At 76.5% G+C, this 14,090-nt stretch carries 10 protein-coding genes; 7 read left to right on the top strand and 3 right to left on the bottom strand.

Annotated elements, in window-relative coordinates; all coding sequences use genetic code 11:
- Positions 1-5 precede the first annotated feature (5 nt).
- Positions 6-653 carry a class II aldolase/adducin family protein gene (locus ACGFI1_RS12525; RefSeq protein WP_392785108.1) on the bottom strand — a complete coding sequence of 216 codons (648 nt, stop codon included), beginning with the start codon at positions 651-653 and terminating at the stop codon, positions 6-8.
- A 70-nt stretch (positions 654-723) separates the two neighbouring features.
- Here ACGFI1_RS12525 and ACGFI1_RS12520 point away from each other — a divergent pair, with 70 nt between their 5' ends.
- Entirely contained in the window at positions 724-1,641 is a 918-nt protein-coding gene (locus tag ACGFI1_RS12520; RefSeq protein WP_392785106.1) for a carbohydrate kinase family protein, read from the top strand.
- 1 nt (position 1,642) lies between these two features.
- Here the strand turns inward: ACGFI1_RS12520 and ACGFI1_RS12515 are convergent, their stop codons facing one another.
- Both ACGFI1_RS12515 and ACGFI1_RS12510 read right to left on the bottom strand, forming a co-directional pair.
- Positions 1,643-3,193 (bottom strand): AMP-binding protein, encoded by a 1,551-nt coding sequence (locus ACGFI1_RS12515; RefSeq protein WP_392785104.1) that lies wholly within the window; start codon positions 3,191-3,193, stop codon positions 1,643-1,645.
- A gap of 69 nt (positions 3,194-3,262) precedes the next feature.
- Positions 3,263-3,907, bottom strand: a complete 645-nt coding sequence (locus ACGFI1_RS12510) for an ACT domain-containing protein (RefSeq protein ID WP_301175280.1) — start codon at positions 3,905-3,907, stop codon at positions 3,263-3,265.
- Between the two features lie 240 nt (positions 3,908-4,147).
- Here ACGFI1_RS12510 and grpE point away from each other — a divergent pair, with 240 nt between their 5' ends.
- From grpE to ACGFI1_RS12480, 6 genes are read left to right on the top strand one after another with little or no spacing between them, the layout of a single operon-like run.
- Positions 4,148-4,879 carry a nucleotide exchange factor GrpE gene (gene grpE, locus ACGFI1_RS12505; RefSeq protein ID WP_392785102.1) on the top strand — a complete coding sequence of 244 codons (732 nt, stop codon included), beginning with the start codon at positions 4,148-4,150 and terminating at the stop codon, positions 4,877-4,879.
- Between the two features lie 7 nt (positions 4,880-4,886).
- A complete protein-coding gene (locus ACGFI1_RS12500) occupies positions 4,887-6,470 on the top strand; it encodes an Hsp70 family protein (protein WP_138638150.1) in 1,584 nt (527 codons plus the stop codon).
- 28 nt (positions 6,471-6,498) lie between these two features.
- Positions 6,499-9,117, top strand: a complete 2,619-nt coding sequence (locus tag ACGFI1_RS12495) for a hypothetical protein (protein ID WP_392785100.1) — start codon at positions 6,499-6,501, stop codon at positions 9,115-9,117.
- Entirely contained in the window at positions 9,114-10,352 is a 1,239-nt protein-coding gene (locus tag ACGFI1_RS12490; RefSeq protein ID WP_386869705.1) for a TRAFAC clade GTPase domain-containing protein, read from the top strand. Before ACGFI1_RS12495 ends, ACGFI1_RS12490 begins: the two co-directional genes overlap by 4 nt.
- Positions 10,352-12,328, top strand: coding sequence for a GAP1-N2 domain-containing protein (locus ACGFI1_RS12485; RefSeq protein WP_392785098.1), 1,977 nt, complete (start codon positions 10,352-10,354; stop codon positions 12,326-12,328). The genes ACGFI1_RS12490 and ACGFI1_RS12485 overlap by 1 nt, the downstream gene beginning before the upstream one ends.
- Positions 12,329-12,332: 4 nt before the next feature.
- Positions 12,333-14,054 (top strand): TRAFAC clade GTPase domain-containing protein, encoded by a 1,722-nt coding sequence (locus tag ACGFI1_RS12480; protein WP_387070589.1) that lies wholly within the window; start codon positions 12,333-12,335, stop codon positions 14,052-14,054.
- Positions 14,055-14,090 lie beyond the last annotated feature (36 nt).

Below are 14,090 nucleotides of genomic sequence, written 5' to 3'. Positions count from 1 at the left end.
AAGCGTTAGGTTACACGCGGGAACTCCGGCGGCGTGAGGCCGCGCTCGACCACCTTCGCCAGCTCCTCCTCGGTCAGGATCCGCGGCTCCCCGATCGTCCTGGCCCGCACGTAGACGCCGCACAGCCATTCGAGGAGCCGCGCGTTCTCGAACGCCTCGTCCAGGTCGCGGCCGATGGCGACGCCGCCGTGGTTGGCCATCAGCGCCGCGCGCTTGCCGCCCGCCATCGCCTTCCGGACGTTCTCCGCCAGCTCCGGCGTCCCGTAGGTGGCGTACTCGGCGACCTTCACCACACCGCCCAGCAGCAGGGTGTTGTAGTGGATCGGCGGCAGCTCGGACATGGTCGTCGCGACCACGGCGCCGTAGGTCGAGTGGGTGTGCACGATCGCCGCGGCGGGGGTCGCCTCGTAGAGCGCGAGGTGCATGGGCGTCTCGGACGACGGCGCCCGCTCCCCCTCGACGAGCCGCGCGGACAGGGTCACCACCGGGCAGTCGGCGGGCTCCATCCGGTCGAGCATCATCCCGCCGGGCGTGACCGCGACGAGGTCGCCCGAGCGGACGCTGATGTTGCCCGACGCGCCCGTCACGAGGCCGGTCCCGGCGAGCCGCCGGCCGATGGCGCACAGCTCGCGCCGTTCATCGTTCAACAACATGCGAATACCTCTCACGTTCCCCGGCCGCATTGCGTACGCTACGGCCCTGACGATCATTAAGGGGCCTGTCATGACCGTTGTCACACTCGGCGCGCACATCCTGGACGTGCTCGCCCGCCCCGTCGAGGGCATCCCGGACGGGCAGGACACCGTCGTCGTGGAGCAGATCCGCGCCACCGCCGCGGGCGCCGCCGCCGGGACCGCCGTCGCGCTCGCCCGGCTCGGCAACGACGTCATCTCGGTCGGCGCGATCGGCGACGACGACCTCGGCGACCTGCTCGTGGCGATCATGACACGGAACGGGGTGGACGCGACCGGGCTCGTCCGGCGGACGGCCGACCAGACCAGCGCGTCGATCCTGCCGATCCGGCCGGACGGCGGGCGGCCGAGCTTCCACGTCCCCGGCGCGAACCTCACCCTCACCACCGGCGCGGTCGGCCCCGGGCTGCTCGGCGCGGCGGGCTTCGTGCACCTCGGCGGGCCGGACGTCACGTTCGGGCTCAACGACCCGGCCTTCTTCGAGATGCTCGGCGCCGCCCGCCGCACCGGCACCGTCGTCACGATGGACCTGCTGTCCAACCTGCCCGACCTGCTGGCCGGCGCCGCCGCCTTCCTCCCGCACGTCGACCACTTCCTGCCGAACGAGGAGCAGGCCGCCGCGATGACCGGGGAGAGCGACTCGGAGAAGGCCGCCGCCGCGCTGCTCGGCCAGGGCCCGCGCACGGTGGTCGTCACGCTCGGCGCGGAGGGCAGCCTCGTCGCGACCGCCGGCGGCGTGCACCGGCTGCCCGCCCTGCCGGTCGAGGTCGTCGACACGACCGGCTGCGGCGACGCGTACTGCGCCGGGTTCATCACCGGGCTCGCGCACGGGAAGGACGTCCCGGAGGCGGCGCGCTGGGGCACGGCCGCGGCGGCGACCGTCGCCCAGGGGCTCGGCTCCGACGCGTGCCTCACCGGCCTGGACGCGGTCCTCGCGCTGCTGGACTGACTCAGATCTTCTGCTCCCGCCCCGCCCAGTACGGGTCGCGGAGCAGTCGCTTGTAGAGCTTGCCGGTCGGGGTCCTCGGCATCTCCTCGACGAAGTCGACCGAGCGGGGCGCCTTGTACCCGGCGAGCGACGCGCGCACGTGCTCGATCAGCTCCCCGGCGAGCGCCTCGGACGGCGCGGCGCCGCCGGCGAGCTCGACGGCGGCCTTCACCTGCTCGCCGAACTCCTCGTCCGGGACGCCGAACACCGCCACGTCCCGGACGGCCGGATGGGTGATCAGCACCCCCTCGATCTCGGCCGGGTAGATGTTCACCCCGCCGCTGATGATCATGTCGATGGCGCGGTCGGCGAGGAACAGGTAGCCGTCCTCGTCGAGGTAGCCGACGTCGCCGGTGGTGAACAGCCCGTCGGCGCGGTGCACCGAGCGGGTCTTCTCCTCGTCGCCCCAGTACTCGACGTCGTCGCCGCTGGTGTAGCGGAAGTAGATCCGGCCGCGCTCGCCGGGCGCGGCCGGCGCGCCGTCCTCGCGCAGGACGTGGACCTCCGTCGTCGGCAGCGGCAGGCCGACGCTCCCGGGCTTCTTCAGCCACTCCTCGGCGGTGATGACGCTGTTCACCGACGCCTCGGTGGACCCGTAGTACTCGTGCACGACCGGCCCCAGCCAGTCGATCATCTGCCGCTTCACCTCGGGCGAGCAGGGCGCGGCGCCGTGCCAGACCGCCGCGAGGCTCGACCCGTCGAAGGCCGCGCGGACCTCCTCGTCCAGCCGCAGCAGCCGGACGAACTGGGTCGGGACGAGGTGCACGTTCGTGACGGCGTGCTCGTCGATGAGCCGCAGCGCCGCGGCCGGGTCGAAGTCGCGCCGCATCACCACCGACCGGCCCCGGAGCAGGAACACCAGCGACCACAGCCACTGCGCCGAGTGGTACACCGGGCCGACGAGCAGCGACCGGCCGTCCGGCGGGATCCGCAGCACCTCGGCGAACACGTCGCCGATGAGGCTCGCCGTCTCGATCGGGGCGCCGGCGCCGAGCTGCTTGCGGTTCACGCCCTTCGGGCGGCCCGTGGTGCCCGAGGTGTAGAACATCGGGAAGCCCATCACCGGGTCGGCGATCTCCTCACGCTCCCCGGTCGCGAGGAACTCCTCGTAGGGGGTGAAGCCCTCGACGGCGCCGCCGAACGCGACGCGGGCCGCGAGGTCGAGGCCCGCGGACGCCTCGCGGGCCGTCCCGCCGAACGCGTCCTCGGAGAACAGGGCGCGGGCGCCGGAGTCGGTCAGGACGTAGCGCAGCTCGTCGGCCGTCCAGTGCCAGTTCACCATGACGTACCGGAGCCCGATGTGGCCGGCGGCGCACATCAGCTCGAAGTACTCGCGCCGGTTCCCCGAGTGGATCGCGATCGCGTCGCCGGCGGCCAGGCCCAGCCCGCGCAGCGCGTCCGCCAGCCGGCCGGTCCTGGCGTCCAGCTCCCGCCACGTGGTGCTTCCGTGCTCGTCGGTGAGGGCGGGTTCGTCCGGCTTGGCGTCGGCGTACGGGCGGAGCAGCGCGGCCATGGGCCACCTCCTGGAGCGCGGCAGGATCCTGTTCTGCGACTCTAGGACCGCTTCGCCCGAAAGGCCAGGTCAGGACGCGGACTGCCCGGCGGGCGCCCCGTACAGCACGGCGTCGGCGGCGCCCGCGAGCTGCTCCAGCCGGAACACCTCGGTGCGGTGGAACGGCGGCGCGCCCGTCCGGGCGGCGACCAGCGCGACCGCGCCCAGGGCGAGCGGGCAGACCGCGTACTGGGTGCCGTCCGGCGCGGTGAACGCGCGCGGCCGCAGCGGCTCCAGGTCCGGCAGGGCGGCGCCCGGCACGCCGCCGACGCTGGCGTGCACGAGCAGCATCGCGCCCTCCCCGGCGGGCTCGGCGAGCCCCGCCCAGTCGGCGCTCAGCAGGGCCGGGACGGCGTCGGCGAGGATCTCCATGCCCCGCTCGGGGACCGCCGCGACCTGCCCGATCACGGCCGCGTCCGGGAAGGCGCCCTGCGGCTCCAGCGTCGGCCAGATCCCGACGACGTCCACCCCGGCGACCGAGCCGAGGCCCTCCACCAGCCGCTCGATGCCCGCGCCCGCGGGCCAGGCGACGGTGAAGTCGTCCATCGCCCGGCCGGCGCCGCGCTCCAGCACCGCCATCTGCACGACGTCGGCGCCCGCCGCGCCGAGGATGCGGGCCACCTGCCCGAGCGTCCCCGGCCGGTCCGGCAGCCGGACGCGTATCCGCAGCAACATCGCCACCTCCAGTCTCCCCGCGAGCGGTTCCCCGCGAGCCATTTCCCCAGGAGCGGGGTCCGTCCGAGCCATCAGTCTGAGTGAGGGCCGTTTCCCCGGTGTTACCCCTACGTGTCGGCCAGAGAAAGAGAAGCGGCAAGAGTCGGTGCTGGAATGACGGGCACGCGTCAAACTAGAGTCCAGACAAGGTCATCGTCAGACCTGTCATACGCACGCCGTCCAGCATTAAGGTGACTGCACGTGTCGAGGGACGGGGAACCCCCAGTCAACGATGGCTCCGGGGCCGAGCCGGAGCAGGGCGCCGGCGGGGACGGGGACGAGGGCGCGGCGTTCCGCGCCGACGTCCGGGACGCCCTGGCCGGGCTCGCCGCGCGGCTCGACCGCGAGCACGAGCGGGCGGCGCACCGCGAGGCGGTGATCGACCGGCTGCACGAGGAGAACCAGCGGCTGCGGCGCGGGGAGCTGCAGCACCTGCTGGAGCCCGTCCGCACCGCGCTGTACCGGGTGCACGACCAGGCGCGCCGCGAGTCCGGGCGGCTCGCCGCGCCGGGCGCCGCCGAGCCGCCCGACCCCGGCCAGACCGCGCTGCTGCTGGCGGCGCTCGCCGACGACGTCGCGGACGCGCTGGCGCGGCTCGGCGTCGAGCGGTTCACGGTCGAGCCCGGCGCCCCCTACGACGCCTCCCGGCACCGCCCGGTCGCGGTCACGCCCGTCGCCGACCCGCTCGCCGACGGCACCGTCACCGCCGTCCAGTCCGACGGCTTCGAGCAGGGCGGCAAGGTGCTGCGCAAGGCGGCGGTCAGCGTCGGCAAGCTCGACCGGGACGCCGGCGGCGCGGGCGCGAAGGACGGCGCGGGCGCGAAGGACCTGGAGCCCGCCGGCAGGGCCGCCCAGGGGAGCCGCGAGGGAGCGGGCCGCGACGGGGCGGAGCGCGGCGAGACGATGAACTCAGGACTCGGGACCGACAGGTGAGAGGGACATGGCTGTCTACGGGATCGACCTCGGAACCACGTACTCCTGCATTGCCTCGATCGACGACGTAGGGCGGCCCTCGGTCCTGCGGAACCTGGAGGGCACCGACACCACGCCGTCCGTCGTCTTCTTCGAGAGCGGCGAGAACGTCGTCGTCGGCGCCACCGCGAAGGACACCGCGGTCCTGGAGCCCGACAACGTCGTCAGCCTGGTCAAGCGGGACATGGGCCGGGACGTGACGCGGCCCGTCCACGGGATCGACTTCACGCCGGAGGAGGTGTCGGCGTTCATCCTGCTGAAGCTCGCGACGGACGCGCGCACCACCACCGGCGAGGACGCCCGCGACGTCGTCATCACCGTGCCCGCCTACTTCGGCGCGGCCGAGCGCGACGCGACCCGCAAGGCGGGCCGGATCGCCGGGCTGAACGTCATCGACATCGTGTCCGAGCCGATCGCCGCCGCGATCACCTACGGCGTGCTGAACCCCGAGCAGGACCGCACGATCCTGGTCTACGACCTCGGCGGCGGGACGTTCGACACCACCGTCATCACGCTGCGCGACGGCCACATCGAGGTGGTGTGCACCGACGGCGACCACGAGCTCGGCGGCGCCGACTGGGACGCGCGGCTCGTGGAGCACCTCGCCGAGCGGTTCCGCGAGGAGCACCCCGACGCGGGCGACCCGCTCGACGACAAGCAGACCGAGCAGCAGCTCCGCCGCGACGCCGAGGACGCCAAGAAGGCCCTCACCACCCGCACGTCCCAGACGGTGCGGGTGATGCACGCCGGGCGGGTCGCGGCGGTCGAGGTGACGCGGGAGAAGCTGGAGGAGCTGACCAAGGACCTCCTCGACCGCACCGTGGAGATCACCGGCCGGACGCTGTCGACGGCCGCCGAGAAGGGCGTGGACGACTACGACGACCTCGTCCTCGTCGGCGGGTCCACGAAGATGCCGGTGGTCGCGGCGCGGCTGCAGACCGAGCTCGGCCTGTCCCCCCGCCTGCAGGACCCCGACCTCGCGGTCGCCAAGGGCGCCGCCCTGTACGCGTTCGAGGAGACCTACCGGCGGCTCGTCCGGGAGGGCGCCGCCGACCGCGCCGAGGAGATGGCGAGCCGCGCGGGCCTGTCCGCCGAGCAGCAGAAGCAGATCGCCGGGCGGCAGATCAAGACGGTCGCCTCGCACGCGTTCGGGATCGTCGTGGTCGACCGGGAGACCGGCGCCGAGACCGTGGCGCACCTCGTGCACGCCAACGACGCGCTGCCCGCCGCGAAGACCGAGGACTTCTTCACCGTCTACGACGACCAGGCGTCCGCCGACATCCGGGTGATGGAGCAGGCCGGCGTCGTCGAGTCCGCCGACCTGATCGACAACACCGAGATCGCGACCGGGGAGATCCGCGTCCCGCCGGGCAAGAAGGCGGGCTGGCCGATCGGCGTCACGTTCGCGCTCGACGCCTCCGGGCTGCTGAACGTCACGGCCGTGGAGAAGGAGACCGGCGAGCGGCTGGAGCTGAAGGTGGACGTCGGCGGCATGTCGGAGGAGGAGGTCGAGCGGTCCCGCAAGGCCCTCTCCCGGGTCCAGGTGAGCTGAGCGGCCGGCCGGCCGCCCGGAGGCGCCCGTGACGTTCGACGACGACTACCGGCGGGACGTGCTGGAGCCCGCCCGGGCGGCGGGCGACCAGCCGCCCGAGGACCTGCGCGTCCGCTACGCGCTGGACGCTCCGCTCGACGCACTCGCCGGGGCGGCGGTCGCGGCGCGGGTGAAGCAGGTCCGGCAGTGCTGGCGGCGCGCCCGCGGGCAGCTGAAGTACCGCAAGCTGATCGACCGGCTGGAGGCCGAGCACCGCGAGCTGGCGCCGCTGTTCGCCGCCGCCGAGCGCGGCGATCCGCGTCCCCTGGCGCAGCGGCTGCGCGGCGGCGCCGAGCGCACCGAGCGGCGCCGCGGCGAGGCCCGCGCCCGCCTCGCCGACGCGGCCGGGGCGCTGCGCATGGCGGCGCCCGCCGAGCTGGAGGGCATCGCCCGCACCGGCGGCGTGCCCCGCGCGGAGCTGGCCGAGCTGGCCGCCGCCGACGGCATCGAGATCCGCGAGCCCGACCCGCTGCCGGCCGCCGCGCCCTACCCGGCGTACCGGAAGGTGCGCGAGTCGCTGGACGTGCTCGGCAAGCGGCACCTGGCCGACTTCCTGTTCGGCGCGCGGCTGACCGGGCCGATCCGCGTCCTGGACGGCTTCGCCGCGCCGGGCGGCGGCCCGCGTCTTGACCGGGACGCCGTCGCGGCGGCCGGCGCCGAGTGGGCGCGCCGCAGCCGCGACACGAGCACCACCCACGCCGACACCGTCCTCGCCGCGCTCCGCTCGGACGCCGACCCGCACGCCCTGCTGCTGTTCGACGTGACCGACCGGCTGCGGGAGCGGCTGCGGCAGCGGGCCTCGGAGCGGGCCCTGCTGCGGCACGCGGTCGAGGACCTCGGCATCGACCAGGGCGACGCGCGCCGGCTGGTGTTCGCGCTCGTCCGGGAAGGCGGCCCGGCCTCGGGCGGCGGCCCCGCGGGGCGGCTGCGCGCGCTCCTCGACGCGGGCGACGTCTACGCCGCCGCCGAGCTCGCCGACGCGGCGAAGATCCCGCCGCCCGGCCCCGGCGCGGAGCCGCCGGAGGAGGAGGCGCTCGCCGCCGAGGCCCGGCACCGCCTCGACACCGCCCTGCGCCTCCGCGAGACCGCCGCCGCCGAACCCGACCCCGACCGCGCCTTCCGCCTCCTCGCCGACGCGCTGCGGCTCGTCCGCGACCTCCCCGGCGCCGAGCACCACCAGCGCCGGCTCCCGCCCCGTCCCGTCCCCGCCCTGCACGCCGACGTCGACACCGGCGCCGGCGCGGCGGGCGTCGCGGTGAGGCTGTCGTGGGAGGCGTCGCCCTCCACGGCGGGCGAGATCGTGTACCACGTCGTGCGGCGGGCCGGCCGGGCTCCGCGGGACGTGCGCGACGGGGAGCCCGTCGCCGGGACGCTGGACGAGCGCCCCCCGGTGAACGTGCCGCTCTACTACGGGGTGTTCGCGGTGCGCGGCGAAGGCGTCGCGGCGCCCGCCGCCGCGGGGCCCGTCGTGGTGCGGCCGGAGGCCGGCGACGTCGCGCTGACCGGCGGGGACGGGCAGGTCACCGGGCGGTGGCGGTGCCCGGCGGAGGCGGCGCGGGTCGTCGTCCTGCGCGACGGGCGGGCCGTGCCCGCGGGCCGCGACGGGTTCCGGGAGCGGGTGCCCAACGGCCGGACCCTCCACTACCTGGTGTGCGCCGTCTACCTGGACGCGGCGGGCCGCGAGGTCATGACGGACGGGGTGCGCGCGTCGGTCACGCCGAACGCGCCGCCCGAGCCCGTGTACGAGCTGAGCGCGGCGGCCGACGACGCCGATCCCGGGCTGGTGCGGGTCCGGTTCGCGCCGCCGAAGAACGGGGCGGTGGAGCTGGTGCTGTCGGACGGGCCGCCGCCGTGGCCGCGCAGCGCGGTCGTCCCGCTGGAGGAGGTGCGGCGGGAGACGCGGCGCCTGGCGTGCACCCCGGTGCCGGGCGGGCTGGACGTGCGGCCCGGCGCGGGCGGGTGGCTGCTCGCGGTGACGGTCGCGGAGGGCACCGCCGCCGTCGGCGCCTACCACCGGCACGTGAACCTGCCGCCGCCGCGCCGGCTGGTCGCCGAGCGGCGCGGCGCGTACGTGCACGTCGGGTTCGACTGGCCGGCGGACGTCACCGAGGTCGCCCTCGGGTACTCGGTCGGCGGCGACGAGCGCTCGGAGGTGGTGACGCGCGCCGCGTACAACACCCAGGGCGGCATCCGCATCCCCGCCCCCGACGAGGCGGCCGTCGCGCTGTCGGTCGCCGCGGCCGGGACGGTCGGCGGCGCGCGGGTGACCGGGCCGCCGGTGACCGCCGCGCTCGCGGCCCGCGCGGTCGTCCACTACGACGTGCAGCGGTCGGGGCCGCCGTGGCGGCGGTCGCTGACGATCCGGCTCACCGCGTCGCGGCCGCTGCGGGTGGCGCGGCTGTCGCTGGTGCTGCGCGCCGGGCGGGTCATGCCGCACCGCCCCGGCGACGGCGACACGCTCGGCGCGTGGGAGCAGGTGCCGGTGCCGGGCGAGCTGTCGCTGGCGGCGCCGGCGGCGTCCGGCCCGTACTGGCTGCGCTGCTTCGCCGACGACGACGGCGTCGAGCTGAGCGACCCGCCCGTCCGCCGGCTGCAGGTCGCCGGATGACGCGGCCGCTGGCCCGGGCGGGGTTCCCCGGGGTGCCGTCCAGGCAGGGCATCACCTGCCCCTACTGCTTCGCGGCGGTGGCGCCGCAGCGGGTGCTGTTCCGGTGCCGCGGGCAGGCGGGCCGGAGGCGGGGCTGCGCGCCGGTGCTGGACGAGGCGCTCGCCGCCTACACGGGCTCGACGGCGGGCGCGTCGCTGCCGCCGGTGTTCGCCGCGTCCGGGCGCAAGGGCCGCGCGGACTGCCCCGACTGCGGGCTGCCGACCGGGAACCGCGCCTGCCCGGAGTGCCACAACCCGCTGCCGTCGGCGTACTGCGACTCGCCGGGCCGGATCGTCGCGCTGGTCGGGGCGAAGAACGCCGGGAAGAGCACCTACATCGCGGTGCTGCTGCACGAGCTGATGAACCGGGTCGGGACGGAGCTGGACGCCTCGCTCGTGGCGTGCGACGACCGGACGATCGAGCGGTACAAGCGCGACTTCGCGCGGCCGCTGCTGGAGGAGCGGCGGCTGCTGCCGACGACGGCGAGCGCCGCGACCGGGCCGCGCGAGCCGCTGGTGTACCTGCTGACGCGGACGCGGCGGGGCCGCTTCGCGCGGTCCCGCAACGACTCGCTGGCCCTGGTGCTGTTCGACACCGCCGGCGAGGACCTGCGCAGCCGGGAGGCCACCGACCTGCACCTGCGCTACCTGGAGGCCGCCGACGCGGTCATCTTCCTGGTCGACCCGCTGGAGCTTCCGGGCGCGCGGGCGGGCGTGCGGGACGCGGTGCCCGGGCCCCGCGCGGCCGGCGACGACCCCGACAGCGAGCCGCTCAACATCATCGCCCGGGTCACCGAGGCGCTGCGGCAGCGGCACGGCACCCGGCCGGGCGCGCCGCTGCCGGTGCCGGTCGCGGTGGCGCTCACCAAGATCGACGTGCTGCGGCCGGGGCTGCTGCGGCAGTCGGCGCTGCACCGGTCGCGGTCCGGGCAGGGCGTCCTGGACCTCGACGACAGGGACGCGGTGGACGAGCAGGTCCGGGCGCTGCTGCACGAGTGGCAGGCGGGGCAGCTCGACACCTACCTCGGGCAGCAGTACGCCGACCACGCGCTGTTCGGGCTGTCGGCGCTCGGCGGCGTCCCCGAGGGCGGCCGGGTCGGCGCGGGCGGCGTCCGCCCGTACCGCGCCGAGGACCCGCTGCTCTGGCTGCTGTACCGGTTCGGGATGCTGGACGGCGTCCGCCCCGGGGGTGGGTAGTGGCCTGGCAGCTGCACTACACCTCGGCGCGGCGCGGGCCGACCGGCCGGGCCGGGTTCCAGTTCGTCGCGGAGACGCCCGGCCTGCCGGACGGGGTCCGGGCGGGCGTGACGCCGTACCTGTCGTACCGGCCGCCGCCGGACGCGCCGCCGTCCCCCGGCGAGGCCGAGCTGGGCCTGTTCCCGGTGTCGCTGCTGTACGACCGGGTCGGCGGCCGCCCGCTGCTGCTGCGCTGCCGCTACCTCGGCCGCGACTACTCGGGCCGGTACGGCAACTTCTTCGCGCACGCGGTGGTGGCCGAGCCCGACGAGCTGGAGGGGATGCGGCCCGCCGAGCTGTGGCAGGCCGCGCACTGGGCGCACGCGCCCGCGCCGGACGCCGTCCTCGACCCGCTCGACGAGCTGGACCCGGCCGCCGCGCTCGCCCCCGAGGCCCTCGCCGCGTGGCTGCCCGAGTCCGGCCCGGACGACCCGTACGCGCAGCTCGCCCGGCTGGTGGACGCGGTCGCGGGCGTGCTCGCCCGCGGCCACGGGCGCGTCGTGCTCGTCGCCGACGACGTCGAGCTGGTCGCGCGGTGGATCGCGGTGGTGTCGTACTCGCTGCCGGTCGCGGCGGCGGCGCGGCTGTCGTTCGTCACCTACACCGCCGACCCGGACGGCGCGGCGCAGCGCCTGGTCGGCACGACCCCCGCGATCTGGGCGGGCGAGCGGCACCACGCCTCGCACGCGTCGGCGTTCGACCTGCGCGCGGGCGGCGCGGACGGGGCGGCGAGCCGGTTCGCGCGGACCGTCGCGGACTGCTGGCGCGGCGCCGACTTCGGCGGCCTCGACGCGCTCGGCGAGCTGGCGCCGCCGGACGACCCGGCGCGGGAGGGCGCCGCCGCGCTGCTGGCGCTGTGCCGGGGCGACGCGGACGTCACCGCCGCGGAGCAGGGCGCGGCGGCGGAGCTGCTGGCGCGGCGCGGGCCCGCGATCCCCGGCTGGGTGTGGCGCGACCTCGTGCCGGGCGTCCCGTCCATGGGGCCGGGCCTGGCGCTCACCGTGCACGAGCACGCCCCGGCCGCGCTGCGGGATGACGTCCTGGACGGGGTCGTCGCCGGGCTCGCGGCGGGGCGGGCGTCCGCGCTCACCCCCGACCACTGCGACCTGCTCTACCGGCACGCCGAGCGGCTGCGGGCGGCGCCCGACGCCGCGGTCACGGTGCTGACCTCGGTCGCCCGCCGCCGTCCGGGGCGCCGGATCGCGGTGACGGGCGAGCTGCTGCGGCTGGAGTGCGACGGCCTCGACGACGCGCTCCGCGAGGTGTGGGAGGCGCCGCCGTCCGCCGGCGAGTGCACCGACCTGCTCGACGCGCACGGCGCGCATCCCGCGCTGGCGGGGCTGCCGTCCCGCACGTTCACGCGGCTGGCGTTCCCCGGCGGGGAGCGCCTCACCGACACCGCGACGCTGCGGCTCGCCGAGCGGGTCGCGGAGCTCATGCCGGACGGCCGCGCCGGGCGCGACGCCGCCGTGGTGAAGGCGTACGCGGCGGCGGTCACCGCCGGCCCCGAGCGCGCCGCCCGCGCCCTCGCCGGGATCGCGGCGGCCGGCGGCGCGTCCCGGCAGCTCGCCGGGGAGGCGTTCGCCGGGGCGGTGCGGCGGCTGGCCGCGCGGCCGCCGCGGTACCGGGCGGAGCTGCTCGCGGCGCTGCCCGCGCCCGTCCGCGCCCGGGTCGCCGAGCGGTGGACCGCCGAACTGGCGGGCCGCGTGCGGGCCGGGCGGGGCCCGCTGCTCGGCCGCGAGGTGGAGCAGCGCAACGACCTGGTCGAGGTGGTGCTGCGGCTGCGCGGGCGCGGCGTCGCCGAGCCGTCCCTGGACGCGTGGGCGCGGGCGGCGGCGGGGCGCTGGCTCGCCGGCCGGCAGCTCGAGGCGCGGCTGTCGCGCAGCCCCGAGCTGCGCGCCGCGCTCCGCGACCTGCTCGCCGAGGGCGGGGGGTGACCGCGTGCATCCGATCATCGTGCTGCTGCTGATCGCCGTGTGGCTGGCCGCCATGTGGCTCGGGTTCATGTACGTGTTCCCGGTACTGTTCGCCGCCACGCTGGTCGTCGCCGGGGCCGCCGCGCTGGGGGTGTACTACCTGCACGCGTGCCGGACGCTCGCGCCGTCCAGCCTGGAGGGCCCGTCGCCGGTCGCCGCGCCGGACACCGCGTACCGGCACTACCTGCTCGGCCAGGTGTGGCGCGACTGGTGGACGATCAGCCGGACGGTCGTCCCGCAGGTGTACCGGACGGCCCGCGCCATCGTCACGCGGCTGACGCGGACGCTGCTCGGCGGCCCGTGGGGGTTCTTCGTCTTCCCGGTGTGGCTGGCGCTGTGCGCGGGCATCGTCGCCGCCGCCGTGCCCGCGTCGGTGTTCGTGCTGGCGCTGACCCTGCTGTACGGGGTCGTCGCGGCGGTGGGGCTCGCGGCGTGGCTGGCGTGCGTGCTCGTCCTCGCGGCGGTGGAGCGCGGCTTCATGATGTACGGGCGGATCCTCCAGACCTGCCCGCACCCGTTCTGCTACGAGCGGATCGGCCTGCCGGAGTACGAGTGCCCGGGGTGCGGGGCGCGGCACCGGCGGCTCTCGCCCGGCGCGGGCGGCGCGTTCCGGAACGTGTGCCGGTGCGGGGCGCGGCTGCCGACCACCGTCCCGCTCGGGCGGTTCCGGCTCGCGGCGTACTGCCCGCACTGCGGAGGGCGGCTGCCGGAGCGGATCGGGCGGGTCCGGGTGGAGCCGCTGCCGTTCGTCGGCGGGCCGGCCGCGGGCAAGACGACGTTCATGGTCCTCGGCATCCGGGCGCTGCACGCGCGGGCCCGCGCCGCCCACGGGCGGCTCGCGTTCGTGGAGCAGCGGCACGCGCAGGCGTACGCGGGCGCGATCCGCGAGTTCCAGCGCGGCGGGCGCCTCGCCAAGACGGGCCCCGAGCTGCCCCTGGCCACCATGGTGGACGTCGAGCTGCCGGGGCGCGCGCGGCGCATCCTCTACCTGTTCGACCCCGCCGGCGAGCACTACACGGGCGCGACGGAGGTCGAGTCGCTGCGCTACCTGGACCACAGTGAGGCGCTGCTGTTCATCGTCGACCCGTTCGCCCTCCCCCATCTGCGCCGCACCCTCACCGGCGACGAGCGCGCGTTCATCGACGACGCCGCCGCGTCCTCGGAGGAGGACCCGGCCGACACGCTGCAGCGGGTGCTGAACGACCTGCGGTCGCGTCCCGACCAGGGGCGGCAGAAGCGGGTCGCCGTCGTCGTCACCAAGACCGACCTGCTGGCCCGCACCGAGGTCGGCCGCTGCCTCGGCGAGGACGCCGACCTGCGCGAGTGGCTCGGGCGCGTCGGTCTCGGCAACACCGTCCGGACGCTGGACCAGGTCGCCGCGCAGGTGCGGTACTTCGCGTCGGGGCTCGCCACCGACCCGGCGGACGTCGCCGACCTGCTCGGCTGGGTGACGGGGCTCGGCCCGGCCGGGGCGGCGGACGGCGACGCGCCGCTCACCGACGCGCCGCAGGACCCGCCGGGCACCGCGCCGCTGCGCGCCCCCTGGCCGGTGCGGGGGCGCGGCGCGGGCCGCGTCCCCGTCGGCTACCAGGTCGGGCGCTGGGCGGTGCTGGCGGGGGTGTCGGCGCTGACCGTCGCCACCGTCACCGGGGCGGCCGTCGCCGCCGCCGAGCGGTTCCCGTTCTGAGCCGTGTGACGGAGCCCACCTCCTGACATGGAAGAT

Origin of the sequence: Actinomadura geliboluensis (assembly GCF_043197915.1) — a bacterium.
GTDB lineage: Bacteria > Actinomycetota > Actinomycetes > Streptosporangiales > Streptosporangiaceae > Spirillospora > Spirillospora geliboluensis.
Note: the sequence above shows the minus strand (reverse complement) of the source record. Positions and strands in the feature narration are given on the sequence as shown.

Excerpts from the sequence above, each read along its gene's own strand:
- ACGFI1_RS12525 (WP_392785108.1), bottom strand. The coding sequence starts at position 653 with ATGTTGTTGAACGATGAACGGCGCGAGCTGTGCGCCATCGGCCGGCGG.
- ACGFI1_RS12520 (WP_392785106.1), top strand. The coding sequence starts at position 724 with ATGACCGTTGTCACACTCGGCGCGCACATCCTGGACGTGCTCGCCCGC.
- ACGFI1_RS12515 (WP_392785104.1), bottom strand. The coding sequence starts at position 3,193 with ATGGCCGCGCTGCTCCGCCCGTACGCCGACGCCAAGCCGGACGAACCC.
- ACGFI1_RS12510 (WP_301175280.1), bottom strand. The coding sequence starts at position 3,907 with ATGTTGCTGCGGATACGCGTCCGGCTGCCGGACCGGCCGGGGACGCTC.
- ACGFI1_RS12500 (WP_138638150.1), top strand. The coding sequence starts at position 4,887 with ATGGCTGTCTACGGGATCGACCTCGGAACCACGTACTCCTGCATTGCC.
- ACGFI1_RS12490 (WP_386869705.1), top strand. The coding sequence starts at position 9,114 with ATGACGCGGCCGCTGGCCCGGGCGGGGTTCCCCGGGGTGCCGTCCAGG.